The sequence below is a fragment of the Vibrio sp. QJM3NY_27 genome (assembly GCF_057785955.1).
On record NZ_CM173512.1, the window covers coordinates 1,509,776 to 1,526,800 of the forward strand.

The 17,025-nt window shown below is 42.0% G+C and carries 14 protein-coding genes and 4 tRNA genes; 7 read left to right on the forward strand and 11 right to left on the reverse strand.

All coding sequences use genetic code 11. The annotated features are described in order from the left end of the window. Positions 1–11 precede the first annotated feature (11 nt). The 10 genes from AC3CIA_RS22285 to AC3CIA_RS22330 all read right to left on the reverse strand — a co-directional run bounded on the left by AC3CIA_RS22285 (position 12) and on the right by AC3CIA_RS22330 (position 9,805). Complete coding sequence (locus AC3CIA_RS22285) at positions 12–359, reverse strand: c-type cytochrome (protein WP_488519091.1); 348 nt, start codon at positions 357–359, stop codon at positions 12–14. Between the two features lie 369 nt (positions 360–728). Next, complete coding sequence (locus tag AC3CIA_RS22290) at positions 729–1,412, reverse strand: response regulator transcription factor (RefSeq protein ID WP_488519092.1); 684 nt, start codon at positions 1,410–1,412, stop codon at positions 729–731. Positions 1,413–1,506: 94 nt separating this feature from the next. Continuing rightward, complete coding sequence (locus AC3CIA_RS22295; RefSeq protein WP_114635283.1) at positions 1,507–2,388, reverse strand: hypothetical protein; 882 nt, start codon at positions 2,386–2,388, stop codon at positions 1,507–1,509. Next, complete coding sequence (locus AC3CIA_RS22300) at positions 2,378–4,762, reverse strand: fimbria/pilus outer membrane usher protein (protein ID WP_488519093.1); 2,385 nt, start codon at positions 4,760–4,762, stop codon at positions 2,378–2,380. The genes AC3CIA_RS22295 and AC3CIA_RS22300 overlap by 11 nt, the downstream gene beginning before the upstream one ends. Before the next feature lie 91 nt (positions 4,763–4,853). Next, entirely contained in the window at positions 4,854–5,540 is a 687-nt protein-coding gene (locus tag AC3CIA_RS22305) for a fimbrial biogenesis chaperone (protein ID WP_017076029.1), read from the reverse strand. Positions 5,541–5,542: 2 nt separating this feature from the next. After that, complete coding sequence (locus AC3CIA_RS22310; RefSeq protein ID WP_114635285.1) at positions 5,543–6,268, reverse strand: fimbrial biogenesis chaperone; 726 nt, start codon at positions 6,266–6,268, stop codon at positions 5,543–5,545. A gap of 106 nt (positions 6,269–6,374) precedes the next feature. Then, on the reverse strand, positions 6,375–6,872 hold the full coding sequence (locus tag AC3CIA_RS22315; RefSeq protein ID WP_488519094.1) for a hypothetical protein: 498 nt from the start codon (positions 6,870–6,872) through the stop codon (positions 6,375–6,377). A gap of 77 nt (positions 6,873–6,949) precedes the next feature. Continuing rightward, the gene (locus tag AC3CIA_RS22320; protein ID WP_428784161.1) at positions 6,950–7,474 is read right to left on the reverse strand and encodes a hypothetical protein; all 525 of its coding nucleotides are present in this window, start codon (positions 7,472–7,474) and stop codon (positions 6,950–6,952) included. Between the two features lie 771 nt (positions 7,475–8,245). Further along, complete coding sequence (gene ltaE / locus AC3CIA_RS22325) at positions 8,246–9,250, reverse strand: low-specificity L-threonine aldolase (protein WP_108117114.1); 1,005 nt, start codon at positions 9,248–9,250, stop codon at positions 8,246–8,248. 39 nt (positions 9,251–9,289) lie between these two features. After that, positions 9,290–9,805: an NUDIX hydrolase gene (locus tag AC3CIA_RS22330; protein ID WP_065206181.1), complete on the reverse strand. Its 516-nt coding sequence runs from the start codon at positions 9,803–9,805 to the stop codon at positions 9,290–9,292. Between the two features lie 287 nt (positions 9,806–10,092). Here AC3CIA_RS22330 and AC3CIA_RS22335 point away from each other — a divergent pair, with 287 nt between their 5' ends. The 7 genes from AC3CIA_RS22335 (at position 10,093) to AC3CIA_RS22365 (ending at position 16,093) form a co-directional block, all read left to right on the forward strand. Next, the gene (locus AC3CIA_RS22335; protein ID WP_171308899.1) at positions 10,093–11,748 is read left to right on the forward strand and encodes an ATPase RavA domain-containing protein; all 1,656 of its coding nucleotides are present in this window, start codon (positions 10,093–10,095) and stop codon (positions 11,746–11,748) included. A gap of 11 nt (positions 11,749–11,759) precedes the next feature. Next, entirely contained in the window at positions 11,760–13,205 is a 1,446-nt protein-coding gene (gene viaA / locus AC3CIA_RS22340; protein ID WP_065105819.1) for an ATPase RavA stimulator ViaA, read from the forward strand. A 197-nt stretch (positions 13,206–13,402) separates the two neighbouring features. Continuing rightward, positions 13,403–13,476 (forward strand) — tRNA-Cys (locus AC3CIA_RS22345). 48 nt (positions 13,477–13,524) lie between these two features. Continuing rightward, a tRNA-Gly gene (locus tag AC3CIA_RS22350) sits at positions 13,525–13,600 on the forward strand. 80 nt (positions 13,601–13,680) lie between these two features. Further along, positions 13,681–13,767: transfer RNA gene (locus tag AC3CIA_RS22355), tRNA-Leu, on the forward strand. Positions 13,768–13,832: 65 nt separating this feature from the next. After that, positions 13,833–13,906: transfer RNA gene (locus AC3CIA_RS22360), tRNA-Cys, on the forward strand. 297 nt (positions 13,907–14,203) lie between these two features. Further along, positions 14,204–16,093, forward strand: coding sequence for a methyl-accepting chemotaxis protein (locus AC3CIA_RS22365; RefSeq protein ID WP_488519095.1), 1,890 nt, complete (start codon positions 14,204–14,206; stop codon positions 16,091–16,093). Positions 16,094–16,176: 83 nt separating this feature from the next. Here the strand turns inward: AC3CIA_RS22365 and AC3CIA_RS22370 are convergent, their stop codons facing one another. Further along, a complete protein-coding gene (locus AC3CIA_RS22370) occupies positions 16,177–16,965 on the reverse strand; it encodes a lipase family protein (protein WP_488519096.1) in 789 nt (262 codons plus the stop codon). Positions 16,966–17,025: the final 60 nt, after the last annotated feature.

Consider the following 17,025-nt stretch of genomic DNA (forward strand, 5'->3'; position numbering starts at 1 on the left):
GGGACTTTTTACTAATTTCCATCTAATACATGAGTTCTGGAACCATTATCTTGAGATGAATAAAAAGCCGCCATATCTCTCAAGTCTTGATCATCGAGCTTACTGAGCTGAACTCGCATCATTTCTGCGTAGTCGCCTTGTCTATTTCCGCTTTGGTATGCTTTCATCGTGTTATAGAGGTAAGTTGAATTTTGACCCGAAAGTTTGGGGTAATCAGTGTTACTTGTTTCACCCGTGGGGCTATGACAGAAAACGCAACTTGGTGATTTCATTTTACCCAGTTCAGGATCGCCAGAATCAGAGGCATGAAGGCTAGGGGAAAGAGTGAGTAATAGTAAAGCGAAGGATTGATAAGTCATGTTTTTACTCCAGTTAAAAACATGACAATAAGGCTTACCCTAAGGGGAAGCTCAAGTCTGAATTGCTATAGATGCTAATGGTGTTAACAGTTAAAGCGTACTTTTTGCTCTGTTAGGTAAGTAGAGGGGCTGCAGAAGTGATGTTTTCGTGAGTTTACAAGTTCGACTCGTATTTTATAGGGCGGGATGTTTTTCTACTTTTTAAAATGTGATTAAACCACAGACGATTCGATTTAAACTTCGTTTATTATCCTGACAGTGATTCTATGAGGAACTGAATAATATCAGGTCACCTTTCAAGGGCTTAAATTCTAATACGTCTGTTTGAAAAAAAAACTACAATCGGCATTTTTATGTTCATAATTTCAACTATATGTCTGGTTGTATAATAGTCTCTAAACTATTGATAAAATGTGCTTTTCTTATCGCTTCTTTTCTATTGGTGACATTTATTTTTTTGTATATGTTGTATACGTGCGTTTTTACCGTGCTTTCTGAAATAAATAGTTCACTTGATATCTCTAGATTTGAATCTCCTCTGACAACTCGTTTAAATATCTGAGCCTCTCTTTTCGTCAGGTTAGACAGTATTACCTGAGGCTTGAAAGTATAAGAGCATGCATTGGATAAAATATGTGACATTAACTTCCTAGGTAGCCATAGATCGTCATCACATACTGTTTTTAAACAACGTGTAAGGTGTTCAATAGGAGCATCTTGATAAATCATCCCCTTTATATTAAACAGGTTGAATAGTTGCATTACGGTAATACTCTGTCCGGTAATATCTGAGGGAACGTCATAGACTACCCATTTACTGGACTCTATTTTTGATAAGATGATGTTGATATCTTCGATATTTTCCAAGAGTAAGTAGCTAATGAGAACGACATCGAACGTTTTATGATTACGAGAGCGCTCAATGCTTAAAATACATTCTCTGCTAAAAGAAAAATCACTGTATTTCCCTATTTCTCGTTGAATAAACTGGTTGTTAATACCGTTGTCACCTACCAGGAGTATGTGCTTTAAATTATTTTTATTTTCATACATAATTTACTCCGAAACTGAAAAATCACGTTTGATTGTATGATGATAGATTTTATATAATTGAGTTGCATATCTCACTTTTTATATAATTACATAATTATGGTTGTTGTGAAAGTTGGGGTTCGATAGAAATTTGTAATGTATCGTCATATTGTCCTCCTGGTTTGTTCTCTGTCTCACCGATGACAAAACTCAAAGGAATAGGCTGACCAATCGTAGCGGAAAGACGTTGAATTTTTGCATCCAGTTGTTCAAGGTTTACTCTGTCGTTATCAAGGGAAAGTTGGTATGGAATGTCCCATTTTTCCTCATTAGATTCATGACGTAGCATTCCTTGATGGGTTGATTCCAATACAATGGTATAAGCTGTGTTGCTTTGAACCCATAGGTTAGGTGCGGAACGAATAACCTTGTTGGAATATAAAGTCCCTAGATCAAGGTCATAATGTTGTTGGGTCAATCCATAAAAATGAATTTTTGCAGCAGGCGGAACGTTAACAGATACCGAGAGTGAACTGGGGCTAATTTCTATTTGTTTACTATCTGAGGTATAAGAAGGCGAGACTTCCAATAACCCTCGATAGGTTCCTGACGCTAACCATTGTTTACTTGGGAAACGCATTTGTATCGTTGCCGAAGGTTGGTTTTCGGTTAATGATAAGTGCCATTGATTAGCCACTGACATACCAATCTGCCCACTCCATTCAAAGCCGAGTTTTGCTTGGTTTACCCCTTTTAACGATCGACTGGTATCGTTAAGTTGTAAAATTAAGTCTAATTTGCATGGTTCGCCAATTATGATCGCATCTATACGGTAAGTGTTTATTGTTGCGAAAGTTCCTGCGCTGAAAACATCATATTGTGATTTCGATGAGACGGGTTGAATAGCCAAGGCACTGGCTTCACACGCCAATGCCGAAGGTACATGGTTTATGGCGATGAGGAACAAGGATCCCCAAAGAACTTGTTTATTCCACATAAACATCTCCTAGTCTTATCAAGTTGTCACTGCGTTCACTGAGGGTAATGATGACTGATTCTTGTTCTTTGGTGTCGAGTACCAATTGATATTTCCCCGGCTTTAATCCAGAGATTGCGAATATGCCGTTACGATTGGTAAAGAAGTCAATCGGCAACTGTTTTGCATCACCAAGGTAATGTGCGACACCAGCGACAAGTGAAATAGGGTTGTTACTTTGACGATCGAATAGCTTGCCAATAACCGTTAATACAGCATCAGATCCGATCTGTAGCTGGAATCCCCGTTTATAACCAGGCTTAATCCAAAAAGCACCATCGCCTAAGTCATACCCTGGTGGCAAGTTATCGACCTCGTAACCGACTACTTGGCCATTATAAGCAACAAGGTCAGGAACCATGGCACTTGCATCTCCTTTCAGGTAAACGCGTGCGTACTCGCCATCTTTTGTTGGGTCGACAGCCACGTCATTTTTTGCGAGGCTTTCGTGCTTGCTAACAATAGCAAATGCTTCGCGCACCGGTCTGCCGATCGTTACAGATGAACCTGCAAAAGCAAGGGCACTACTTATCGTCACATCAGTACTGTGATTTCGTGTTTCACCATTAATGTCTTCAAGCCGCGAAGCGTGGGTCGCGTTTAATTCATAACGGTTAGCCGTGTAGTTAATCCCAGCATCCATATCGGCATCCGTTTCTTCGTTAGTAATGACACTCGCAAACGCCGACATCCCCCCCGTATTACCAATATTATTCTGATAGCTGTAATCTAAGGCGGCTTCATTAAGCTCAGTGGTGTAACGACCGACTACACGAGTTTGTCGACTAAGGGGCCAGCTTATGGTGACAGTCGTGCTGATATCATCGTCTTCGGTTGCGTTATGCCGATAGTTAACGCGTGCACTCCAGGTGGCGGGAGTATCAAACAGTCCGTCCGATAAACTCGGGCTAATCAACCAATAATCGTTCTCTTTGTCTACCCCTGAGCGGTAATTGAGGGTCATGGCGGCACGTAAAGACTGACCAAGGTAAATAGAGCTGAATGCAGATACATAATGGGTGGTTAGATTGATATCGGTATCGGAAGCATCAAACCCTGAGACCCCAGTAAAATTGTTGGTCAGATATTCATAACTTACACTCAGTTGTGGGGACAGCGTGTTCGTATTAGAAAATTCCGCATCGAACGCAAATTTGTAAGCGTCGCCAGTTCCAAATGTAGGGTGTTCGCTACGCGAAGCAGTGAGTTCAGTGACGCCCCATGTAGAAGCGAATAACGCGGTAGCACCATATTGGTAAAGATCTTCACGGGTTTGGAAGTTGGTACCTAACGTTAACCAAGGATTAATACCCACATCGACATAACCATGGAAAATACGCTCGTTGGTTAGGTATTCTAGTTGTCCATTCTGTAATTCAGAAGGCGCTCCATACATGACGCTATATTCAAACTCACCGCTATTGAGCAAGTCGTTACCGGTCGCAACAGAGAACTCGATGCGTTCTTCATTCCCGGAGCGGTCGGTGATGACGAGTACAATATCATTGCTACCTTGCGCTAGAGGTATGTCACTAAGGTTATAGCTACCGGCGCCTAGCGTTAATCGCTGAACTGCAATCCCATCTATATAGACATCGACATTTGAAGCTCTTTGAAGTGTGAATGATTGATTGGCCCGTGGTCGTGCATTTCTGGTTGGAATGAGTGTGAAATCTCGAGTTAAGCCAATACCAAGTATGTCGGTGCTGTCCTGAAAAGATTGACCACTGTTGTACATATCGCCGAGTACAAGTCGTGTGCCTTGTTCTGCAAAGTCAATATTAAGACGAGATCCTTCTCTTACGTATCGCGAATCTTGTGATGAACTGTTTTCTAAATAGGATTCATATTCAAAGTTTAGAAAACCAATGTTAAGTGCTGAGTCAAACTGACTGCGATAGAGGTCCTGCCTTGACGAATTCTGATCGACATATTGGCTCTCATTAGCCGAAAGGGCAAAGTTAACGTATCCACTAAGCAAACTTGGCTCGGCATAGTTATAAAAATCATCTGCACCGTTCATAGACAATTGCTGGGTTAAGCTAAGCTCAGGCGGTACCGTCACGATGCATTCTAATGAAGAGAAATCGAAACTAAGGCCCAGTCCTACGCTCTCAAAATGGTGCTGAGACAGCATCTTATCGTCTGTTGTGTCATTGAGTTTCCCAATACCTTCTTGAGTTACGACGGACGAAAGGAGAGAAAGCGTACTTTCCTTTGGTAAAAAGATTTCATTGTTTGCGGTAATGATAATGTCCGCTTCCCCAAGTATGGTGTCACTTATTCTTAACAAAGAGGTAAGTTGAATATCTCGTCCTGTCGGGTTCAAGATCATTTCTTGACCCCAAGCAGCAGGGCTTAAGGCAGCAAAATAAAAAAGTACTAATCCCAAGACATACAAAACTTGCCATATCTTGTGATAGGTTTCAGTTTTCATGCCCATGGTAAGTGCCCACTGGTAAATAATTTAAAGAAGAAGGCAAAGTAATAATGGAGCGTGGTGGAATAAACTGCTCACCTAAAGCCTCATGTACTTTTTGGCTCTGAGATTCGAGCCCCGCAAAATGAAGTAACGATGTATAGGTAAATCGCGACCCAGAATTAGTGAGTGTCAGTTGACCTTGTTCATCTATGTGTAATTTCACGTCAGGCTCTAAAGAGGACGAGTGAATGTGCAACAACGCATTGTAGTGAACTTGTAAATTGATACCGGTTGTTAGCCCGATGGGTTTGTCTATCCTCGCGTTGTTCTGGCCAATATTCACGGTACTGAAGCGAACGAAGTAACTCTGGGAGGTTTCGAGTGGTCGGTTTCCCAACCACTGTATACGGAATACTTGGCGTGCACCGGGTGCCAACATTGCGGCTGGTGGAAACACAAACATCTCTTCACTCGATAGATCTGATGTTTGGAACGTGCCATCAGATAAGAAGTTCAAACGACGAACGTTAGCTTCAAGTGGGAGAGCTTGTGTTGAATTGTTAGTTACAACCAGTTGCGATGTTGCCCGGTGATCTGTGTTGAGCTCGATGACGGTTGGAAACAATGTTATGCCAAACGTTTGAGCACACAGAAAGCAATAAATGAGCCCACCCAAGATATAACGTCTCATTGTTATTGATCCTGCTCTATTTCAATCGATAGGGTGTCCACATCATAATTTTTAAGAGGCTGCATTTCGAAAAAGCGAGTGGAGTAGGGTAGGACTAAAGTACCCGGAATACGTTTAGCGATTTCTACGCCTTTTAAATATGTTGAATTTTTACCATCAGATATTTTCCATGTTGTATTGGTTAATCGACCATAACTATTACCACTGTTAAGTACCTCAAGAACCCATTTGTTCTTTTTGTCATTTTGTTCGATACTTTTAATTTCTAGCTGAGAAGCTGTGTTCTGAGGTCGTACGTTGATAAGCGTATTAAACTGAAGCAAAAGACTTACTTGCCCTTGATTGCTGCTCGCTCTTTGAACTTTTACTTGCTTAACAGCAATGCGATACGCTTTAGATTCTGTGATGGAAGGATCGCCCAAATACCGCACCATAATGGATTGTGATCTTCCAGGTTCTATTATTGCGGTCACCGGTATCACTAATAACTCGTCATCTGCAGGCGTCGTGGTCTCTTTCCCATATTCGTTCATTGTCATAAATACTGGAGACAATTCAACCGTGAGTGGTTCGGTAGACGAATTCTCAACCCTCATGGTCATTTGAGCTCTTTTGCCAAGCGGTGTCATTTCCATAGACATCGGTTCGACTTTGAACGCATGAGCGGACAGACAAGTGAATGACAATAGGAAAAGAACGATCCATTTATGCATGATCCATTTATACATAGCGAAGAGCTCCAAATTAAACTTATGTCTTTGATATTGATATTGATATTGATATTGAGATGAGATTAAGTCGGAGGCCAAATAATAGCCCCCGACTTATTAACCTCTAATTTGAGGTGATATTGACGGTTAATGTATCTGAGTAGCCACCTGCCCATGGGGAGGTTTCTGTTGTCACAATATCAATAGATGCGGCAACACCAGTAGCCAATACTCCGGAACCACCATAAGAATTACTGACTGAAACGTCATTTTGACCTGGGCCCCCTGGTGCATTAAGCGTAAAAGGAGCTAAACCTGAAGGGTTGAATGTTGCATCGTATGTAAGAGCGTAGTCTTCGCTATCGTCTGACTCTAGACCACCTTCAGCACTTGTGAGTGTCACAGTTGCACCATCGACGTCATTACACTTCATGTTAAGACCACTAACAGAAAGGTTTTGAATTTGAGATACGTTACCGAAGTCCATCAGTTGCGTTGAAAGACCAGTAACTTCACATACAGGTGAAACAAAACCAACTAACTGGACATCACCAGGAGCGGCTTGGACTTGAGCACCAAAAATAGCAGTGACTGTTACTGCGTAGAGTGTTAGCTTTTTCATTAGAAATTCCTTTATCTTAAATGATTGGCTCGAATACTGCTGAGCGTTTGTTGTTCTGCAGATACATTGCAGAGTTTTCACTTTGTCACGCTATGAATCGAAGGGTAAACTTCGATCTCGATAACGTCTTGATAATAACCTGCGAAACGCAAGCTATTTTCGAGTGCTACCCTAAGGCTCCCATGTTGAGCGAAAGGAATAACACCAGAACTGTCTATCATTACTGATGATATAAGTTGGCTGCTGTGTCGACTTTCATAAAGACGAAGCTCATCTATTTGTAATGACAAATTATAAGTTTCAATAATATCAACGCCTTGTTGTTGATATTTTAGGCCACCGTATTTTGAGTTAATCGTTATACCCAACGGGCGGTTACAATACACATTAAAAGGCAACGATTGCTCATCGAGATGTTCGGTAAACTTCATAATGTTGCCAGAGAAAAAATTTATTTCGCATCGATCTTTGATCTTGCCGTTAATTCCTAACGTTAAAGTATTGGCACTGACATTAAATGAAATTGACAGAACCAAAATTAACACGAAGACGGTGAAGTTATGAAGAATCCGAAATACTCTAAACATAATTTCACCTCTCACTGATTGAATGTAACTTGTTGCTTAACTTTCAAAACTATAAGTGCTTTAAAAAATGGTGAAGTAGTAAAAAAAGTTTATTATTTAGGAGAAGTATGAGTTTTAGTATGATTTTAAGCTGAGAGGTAGAAGCGAAATTATTAGATAATAATTTAATATTCAATTAGATAGGTTGATTTTACTCAATACTAATATTGACGGAGATTTTTTATTTAATTGATTAAAATAGAGCTATGGTCTACACGGGTGTTTTGGAGTTTTTGATGGGTTACTGTCATCATGAATGTGACAGCATTATTAACGAAAACACTAATTTGATTATTTAATTTATAATTTAATTGTAGCGATTTAAAATTTTAATAATGGATGGCGAATATCTACTGTTTCTTTATTGAAATTAGTTCTTTACAAGAATCTATTAGGATTGATGTGTTCTAGTTTTAATTATCGTGTGCGTGGTGATTAAAAACTTGAATCTGTTATTACTAAGTCATTTACCTTTAGTGACAATACAATGCTGATAAGCCATTAATGTAAATCCAACTTAAACAATAATTTAATGTTTAAATGTTAGAATAATTGTCAGAAAGTATTCTCATAGGCCAAAACGAGATCGCGTTCTGTTCCAGTCAATCAAGTGTGTTTATTAGAAAATTAGCAGGTGTCGAAGGCTATTTGGGCTGTGGAATGGGTTAATGATTTTGCTGAAAGAATAAAGCTTCCCACAGGGGAAGCTCAAATCTCAATTGCTATAAAGGCTAATCTCGTCAAGAGTTAAAGCGCATTTTCTAGCTTTGTTAGGAAAGTAGCGATGTCTTCTGAACTGATATCTCTATGGGTAACAAAACGTACTGGATTACCTGGCGACATCGTAATACCTTGTTCACCTAACTCTCGTGCGATGCGGTTAATATCCACAGATTCATCTAACTTCGCAAATACAATGTTAGTTTGAATGAAATCAGGGTTAACAGAGAAGCCTTTTAGCTTGCTTAAACCAATCGCTAGGTTTTTTGCGTTCTCGTGATCATTTTTAAGTTGAGCTACGTTCTCAGTCAGCGCCATTTTACCTGCGGCGGCAAGAATACCCGCTTGGCGCATACCGCCTCCGACCATTTTACGCAGTCGACGAGCTTTAGCGATGTACTCTTTGTTGCCAAGGAGTAGTGAACCGATTGGAGCGCCTAAACCTTTTGATAAGCAAATCGTCATAGAGTCGAAGTGCTGTGCGATCTCTTTGATGTGTACATCCAGCGCCGCTGCTGCATTATAAACGCGCGCGCCATCTAGGTGCATTTGTAAGCCGTGTTGGTTTACGAATTCACGTGCTTCCGCTAGGTAAGACATTGGCAGCACTTTACCATTGATCGTGTTCTCTAAACTAAGAAGCTTAGTACGAGCAAAGTGGCTGTCATCTGGCTTAATCGCAGCGGCAAGCTTTTTAAAGTCGAGTGTGCCGTCTGGGTTGTTCTCGATGGGTTGAGGTTGAATCGAGCCGAGCACTGCAGCACCGCCAGCTTCATACTTATAGTTATGCGCTTGTTGGCCACAAAGGTATTCGTCACCACGCTCACAGTGTGCCATTAAACCAAGTAGGTTGGCTTGTGTACCTGAAGAAGTGAACATCGCTGCTTCAAAGCCGGTTTCATTGGCAGCCCACTGTTCCAATTCGTTTACGGTTGGGTCATCGCCATAAACATCATCGCCCACTTCTGCATTTGCCATTACGTCACGCATAGCTTGCGAAGGTTTAGTTACGGTATCAGAACGAAAGTCCATGCTTCTCTCCTAGAGTACTTTAGGTAGTCATATAATTGGCTATAGATAGCCACATAGTTGGGCTTTGCTTAAACAAGCGATAGTTTTTGTATCGGTGATTTGATCGTGTCGTATTTTGTTGTGCAGCTCTTCTAAGCTCAGCTCTATCACTTCTATAACTTCATCTTCGTCGCATTCAAATCGGGTAGTGAGGCTAAGATGTTTTGCGACAAATAAATGCTGAATCTCATCGCAGAATCCAGCCAAAGGTGTGACTTGTCCTAAGCTCTGAAAAAAAGTTGCACTGTAACCGGTTTCTTCTTCCAGTTCGCGCTGGGCACATTGAAGAGGTGTCTCATCAATTTCCATCGTGCCTGCAGGTAGCTCCAAAAGCCATTTCTTAAGAGAAGGACGAAACTGATTAATGAGGATGATTTTTCCTGACGAAGTGATAGGAAGAATAACGGCCGCGCCGGGGTGGTGTATTGTTGTATGTTTTACCACGACGTTCGTAGGGAGCGTCACGTTCTCTTCGATGAGAGAAATACTTTTCCATTGATGGATAACTTTACTCATGCAATTTGGCCACATTCCTTGCCAATTTTTCGTATAACTGAAGACGTGTACCACCATAACGTCTATGGTGTCGAAAATAAAAGAAAAATTAGGCTTAGCAATAGATTTAATTTGACGCCGTTCGTGATGTTACTCTCATAATTGGAATCTATGATTACGCGAAAATTGCAGCGTAACCATCTGATATAAAGGCAACTCAATAATAAAAGATACTTGTAACAAAGTGCTAACAAATGTATAAAAACGTATCTACACTCTCAACTGTTCAAAGATTTTCGGAGTAACGCATGAACCCTTCTATTTCCTCACATGCTGACAAGGCGCTACTCTCTGAAAGAATCAACAAATTAGCGCATGCTCTCTCAGATGGCGTTTACGAAAGAGAAGACACCATTAAGCTTTGTTTACTGGCGGCTCTTGCCGGTGAAAGTGTGTTCCTATTAGGCCCTCCGGGTATTGCAAAAAGTCTTATCGCTAAACGCCTCATCCAAGCTTTTGACAACAGTAGCTACTTCGAATATTTGATGACACGTTTCTCTACACCAGAGGAAGTGTTTGGCCCGCTAAGTATCCAAGAATTAAAAGACAACGGTCGTTACGTAAGACTGACCGAGGGTTACCTACCAACCGCACAAGTTGTATTTCTTGATGAGATCTGGAAAGCAGGTCCTGCAATCCTAAATACTTTGCTCACGGTCGTTAACGAAAAGACGTTCAAAAATGGCGCAGACATCGAGCGCGTGCCGATGCGTTTATTAGTGTCTGCATCTAACGAACTTCCAGATGAAGACAGCGGCTTAGAAGCTCTTTACGACCGGATGCTGGTTCGTGTGTTTGTAAACCGTATTCAAAACAAACAAAACTTCAAATCGATGCTGACGACGGGTACTTCTCAGGAAGCTGTGATTCCAAAAGGTTTGGCGATTACTGATATTGAATACCATCAATGGCAGAAAGAGCTCGATAACTTGGAATTGACGGATAACTCGTTTAACAAGCTATTTGAACTGAAAACCATGCTTGAAGAGACTGTCAAAAAGCAAAGTTCGGCTACTGAAACTGATCTATATGTATCGGACAGACGCTGGAAGAAAGCGGTCAAGCTGTTGAAGGCAAGCGCATTCTTCAGTGGTCGTGATAGCGTAAACCCGCTGGATATTATGCTACTGCAAGATTGTTTATGGCATAGTCCAGAATCGCGAGACGTAGTTCGTAGTGTGGTAAAAGATTTTGCATTGAACCGAGCGTTTGATCAGCAGGAGTCGAAATCTCAAATCGAAATGTCACGTGAAGAGCTTGAAGAAATTCAAGATGATGTTGAATCAACGTTATCGGTGTCGCTCTCTATGGAATCAACCAGCGGCTTACTGCGTAAAGATGTTTACCAAAATGATATCAAGAACGCGAAAATGTACAGCGTCGGCAGCGCTTACAACCTAGTTAAACTGGTTATGCTGCAAAGCAACATGTCGGTTTCTGAATCTGAGAAAGGCGATAGCCGTTGGGTATATGTAGCCAAGGATGATTTTGACCGTGCGCTTAAAGAAGGCCACGGCGATATTTACGGTTACGTAAATGAAAATAAAAACCTATGCCGTTTAAAACTCGACTTGGATGCATCGAACCAATTAGTGATTAAAGATATTGCCAATCGCTCTGTATTGGTGAGTGTGGTTACTACCGACGGTTTAGACCAAGAATTGTATAACAAGTGGTTGAGTGGCGCTGAGAAAGCCTTAGAACAGTTAACTGAGGCTGAATTTAAGTTAAAGAGAGTTCGAACTGAATTCCATGATGCGTTGCCTCACAACTATATTGATCCTGATTTACCGAAGGCAATGGAAGCAAGCTTGCAAGCTGTAACGCAAGATCTTGAAACCACGAAAGTGAAGAGCAGTAAGATCGCACAGCGCATTAAGTTCATGAGTCAGTACTTCGAGTAAGGGGAGAGCATATGTTAGGAGCAGACGGCTTAAACCTCGCTTTGATGGTAGCTGACTCAGGAATCATTGATACAGCGATGAATGATCTCATCGCTCGTTCTCAAGTCATGATGGCTGCTGAGAACAAGGGCGTGAAAACGTCGGTTAAAAACCATTTGGTTAAGTGGCGCGGTAAAGTAAAAAAACGCGTCACTAAAGTGTGTGAAACCGATAGGTTCCAAGAGGAAATCGCACTTTACCAAGAAGTGATCTATTGGGATGAACCTCAGTTCTTTGACGAGATCGATAGTGTTATCAAAAAACTGGAGTGGCACTCGGCGTTTTATCTACAAGCAAGACGCTTGATGGAAAACAACAAAGGCGTTTATAACGCGATGTTTCCACACTATTTTTGCGACCAATGGTACCAATCACTGTCAGACGCCATTAAACAAGCTCAAGTAACCGAACTTGAAACAAGCAAAGAAAAAGTCTTAGCTGACCTTTATCAACGCATGGAAACCATGAAAAACATGGATAAAGTGACGGAGTCTGGTGATGAAGGCAGTGTAGGGCGCTTGTGGGACATGGCTTCGGCTAAGTTGAGTAAAACCGACCTAACAGTAATGAAGCGTCATGCGGAGTTTCTAAATAAGCACAAAGGCCTTCAAGAAATTGCTGAAAAACTCGGTCGCATGGCTGGCTTAGAAGATGACCCTTCTTTGCACAAAGCCCCTGTAGAAGAACTACAGATGGTTGAAGAGAAGAGCGATGAGGCAGTCGATGATATTGTTGGAATCCACGAAAGTGATGACCTCAACAAGATGCTGCCGAACGAAACCATGTTCTTAGCGTACCCAGAGTTAGAAGTCATTTTCTACAAACACTTGGCCGACAAGCGTTTGCTTAGCTATCGTTCGCAAGGTAAATCTCGAACCCTACGTAAAGTCAAAGCTCAAAAGCCAGACAGCAAATCGGTGGACATTGAAAAAGGCCCATTTATTGTTTGTGTGGATGCGTCCGGTTCAATGAGTGGTTTCCCAGAACAGTCGGCAAAAGCGATGGCTTATGCCTTGATGCAAATCGCCTTAGCTGAAGAACGCGACTGTTATGTGATTTTGTTCTCTTCAGAACACATTACTTATGAATTGACGCGACAAGACGGCCTACGTGAAGCCAGTGACTTCCTAAGTTACTCATTCCACGGCGGGACAGACCTTGAGCCAGTGCTAATGAAGTCGATAGATTTGATGATGGGCGACAAGTACAAGAATGCTGATTTGATCGTTCTTTCTGACTTTATCGCACCAAAGCAGTCTGATGAAATGATTGCTCAAGTTGAGAAACTTAAAACGCACAAAAACCGTTTCCATGCAGTTAGTCTTTCTAAGTACGGTAACCCTCAACTTATGACCATGTTTGATCACTGTTGGTCGTATCATCCAAGCCTCGTTGGCCGCTTCATGAAAAAGTGGTAGGGCGCAAACTCCTTAAATGAATCGACTTTGCTGTATGCTTTTTGAATAAAAAGATCGAACATGCAGCAATTTGATTTAAATGTCAGCAAACAGAATTTAAATTCACATTTTTGTTTGACTATCTTCACTCAATCCGTAAAGTAGGCACCCGAACACAGCGGGGCTAACGTTTAGTCGGTTCTAACGTGTTGAAAAATGGCGCCTTGGCAGAGTGGCTATGCAGCGGATTGCAAATCCGTGGACCTCGGTTCGACTCCGGGAGGCGCCTCCATTCTCTTTCTCTCTTATTTAGTTAATGAGAAATTAGACGAATGAAATTGCGATACTAGCTCAGTTGGTAGAGCGCAACCTTGCCAAGGTTGAGGTCATCGGTTCGAACCCGATGTATCGCTCCAAATTTTGTAATGTTGATTCATTTTGACATTAAGATGGTGTTTTACTTTTCAGTAATCGGCATCGCAATAAAGAATTGCGTGCCCTGGTGGTGGAATTGGTAGACACAAGGGATTTAAAATCCCTCGGCGTTCGCGCTGTGCCGGTTCAAGTCCGGCCCGGGGCACCATCTATTTGATTGTTATCTTGTTTGGTAGTGATCAACAGAGTCGTTCTCTTAAAACACGACTTGAAGGCGCCTTGGCAGAGTGGCTATGCAGCGGATTGCAAATCCGTGGACCTCGGTTCGACTCCGGGAGGCGCCTCCATCATTTAGAAGAAACCAGTCCTTGTGGCTGGTTTTTTCGTTTCTGGCTTCTTTGTTTCTTGTTTCTCCATCCTTGCCTCTTCATTTCTCCCCTTTACCTTTCATAGACCCACTCTATTTTGATGAGATCCTAAGTTGAACCTTTGTTGATAGACAGGTAAATAAACCAAAGTCACAATTAACCATAATGCTCAATTTGTTTCATTGTTTTATGGGATAACCCAAATTAAAACATGTGCATGAGTGATAGTGTCCCTCTTTTATATTTCTTTAATTGTTCTATAAGAGGTTCTTAAATATGCAATTTAGTCTAAAGAGGAAAATGGTTTTCTCTGTAGTTTTGGCGATTGCTGTTACATCTGCCATTCTTCTTTTCATGGGTTATAAGACGTTTCAAACAAACAGCTGGCAAGCAATCGAAAGTGAAAGCCGCAATACGCTTCAAGCTCATGCAAAAGGCATCAGCGACTGGTTTTACGATAAGAAGCAAGCAGTACACGGGCTTAAGCAACAAGTACAGCTTAACCCTTCAATAGATATCGTTCCTCATTTACGTCAAACCTTGGTATCTGGTGGGTTTGGATTGAGCTATTACGGTAACAAAGAAGGTGAGATGTTTCGCCATGATCCTTCATTGAATAAAGCGGGTTACGACCCAAGAGTCCGAGGTTGGTATAAACAAACATTGGCTGAAAATCGAGCTGTGACAACAAAGCCGTATGTGAGTGTGACGATGCAAACCTTGGTGGTGACACTGACCGATCCTGTGACCGAAAATGGTTCAATCATCGGTGTTGTGGCATCTAATCTTGCGTTAGACAAGCTAATTGAAGATGTGTTGGCTATTCAGGTTCCAGGTAATGGACGAGCGATACTAATTGATAAGCAAGGCACGGTCGTTGCTCATAAGAATAAAGATTTCATCCTTAAGGAAGTCAAAGAGATAGCACCTGAATTAAGTGTTTCTGGATTAAACAGTGCTGCGCAGAACTTGACGACGATCTTTACGCAAGTGGATGGTGCCGAGCGAGTCATCATGGCTGAGCCAATTAAAGGCACTGACTGGTTACTTGTGATTGAAATGGATAAAGACGTACTAGAGCAGCCCCTGTTCGATATGTTGATTAGCCAAATTACCACAGGTTTGATTGTATTGATCGTTATGGCTGTAGCAACCTCATGGTTTGTGGCTCGTCAATTAGTTGAACTGGGTCGAGTGAGTGAAGCATTAGCTGATATTGCGGAAGGGGAAGGCGACCTCACCCAAAGACTACAAGTGTCGAGCCAAGATGAGGTGGGTCAACTTGCCGATAAATTTAATGTCTTCGTTGATCGACTCCATCAAATGATGCAAAACGTCACTCAAGTTTCTACCGCGATGAACAGCGGTGCCGAGCATGCTAATACCAGTGCGTTGAAGCGCAGTGATAGTGTAAGCAGACAACAAGATGAGATCACTATGGTAGCAACGGCTGTGACAGAAATGGCGACAGCAACAGCCGAAATCGCCACGAATGCTGAGAGTACGGCCAAAAGTGCGACTCATTCGGTGGAGTTGAGCGAGCAAGGTTTCCAACAGATGGCCAAAAGCCAATCATCGATCAATGAACTTGCTACTGAGCTAACAAGCGCTGTGTCTATCATCAGCGAGCTTGAAGAGCATGGTCAACAAATCGCGTCTATCTTAGCGACGATTCGTGAAATAGCGGAGCAAACTAACTTACTCGCGCTCAATGCGGCCATTGAAGCGGCTAGGGCAGGCGAACAAGGCAGAGGTTTTGCTGTGGTGGCTGACGAGGTTCGTGTGCTTTCTCAACGTACTCATGCTTCAACAGAAGAGATCGAAGACAAGATCAAACGCTTACAACAAGCGACCAATGGTGCGGTGAAAGTGATGACACAAAGCCATGATATGGCGAAAACAAGCGTACATGACGTGGACATGGCCGGAGAGAGCCTAGCTCAAATCCGTGAAGCGATTCAGATGATCAGTGATATGGCGACTCAGATTGCTTCTGCCGCTGAAGAACAATCTTTAGTTACCGCGGAAATCAATGCGAATACTGAGTCTGTTCGTGAAGTTAGTGATGTGATGGCGCTTGATGCGACAGATGCAGTTTCGCAAGCCGATCAGCTCAGCCACTTAGCTAACGATCTCAAACAGGAACTATCAAGATTTAAACTTTAAGTGCAGTTAAAACCATAAAGAGCACAAGTCATTACAGGCTTGTGCTCTTTTTTATGCAGCCAGCATCAACTTAATTCACTGCCTCAGTGCTTATCGAAGAAATCTTTGTTACGAATATACTTGCTCATTAGGTGATAAGAGAAAGGCCGGATCAACCAACTGAAAATTGAGCGTCCAAGGCGTATTAACGTCGGTGTGTTTTCATAGATCCTGCCGTTATAGAGCCAAAGTACTTTCCCTACATGCCAATACAGCAGTGGCACGGGCGGCATGAAGGTGACAATATCGATGTCACAACAGATACGGTAGGTTTTCTTGCTCAAACGGTAGTTCTTTTTAAAACTCCAATCACCAATTGCAGGTTGTCCAAAAGTCACAATTCGTTTGATACAGCCTGGATACTTTTGGTCTAGGTAGTCAGCAAATACACAACCAATAGAGCCACCAGAAGAGTGCCCAGTAATAGAAATTCTTTTCCCTTGCTCTAACAAAGGCAAGAGCGTGGCTTCTAAGCGTTTGATAACGGTTTGCCCAAGCTTGTCTTCGTTATGACCTGGTTGGCTTTCTTGGAACATAAGATGATAGAAGCCAGCGTGTACCCGATAGTTCAACCCAATCCTTTTACAGCTTCTGGTCCATAGTGCAAAAGTGAGTAGCCAGTCAGAAACGCTGTGTGACCCCTTGATAACCACGACCACTTCATCTTTGTCGCTGCTCCATAAGACTCGAATCATGGTTTTGCCAAACTGATTCTTTATGATGCGCTGTCCATTCGGATCAAAACCATAACGAGTTTGTTTAAATACTCTAGGGTAGGCGAGGTTGCAGAGCACGGCGTAGCGTTCATATTGGTATCGTTTTAGTGGTTTCACGGGTACCCATCGTTTTGACAGTATTTTAAATACTATAGCCTTAGATTATGAAACAGAGAT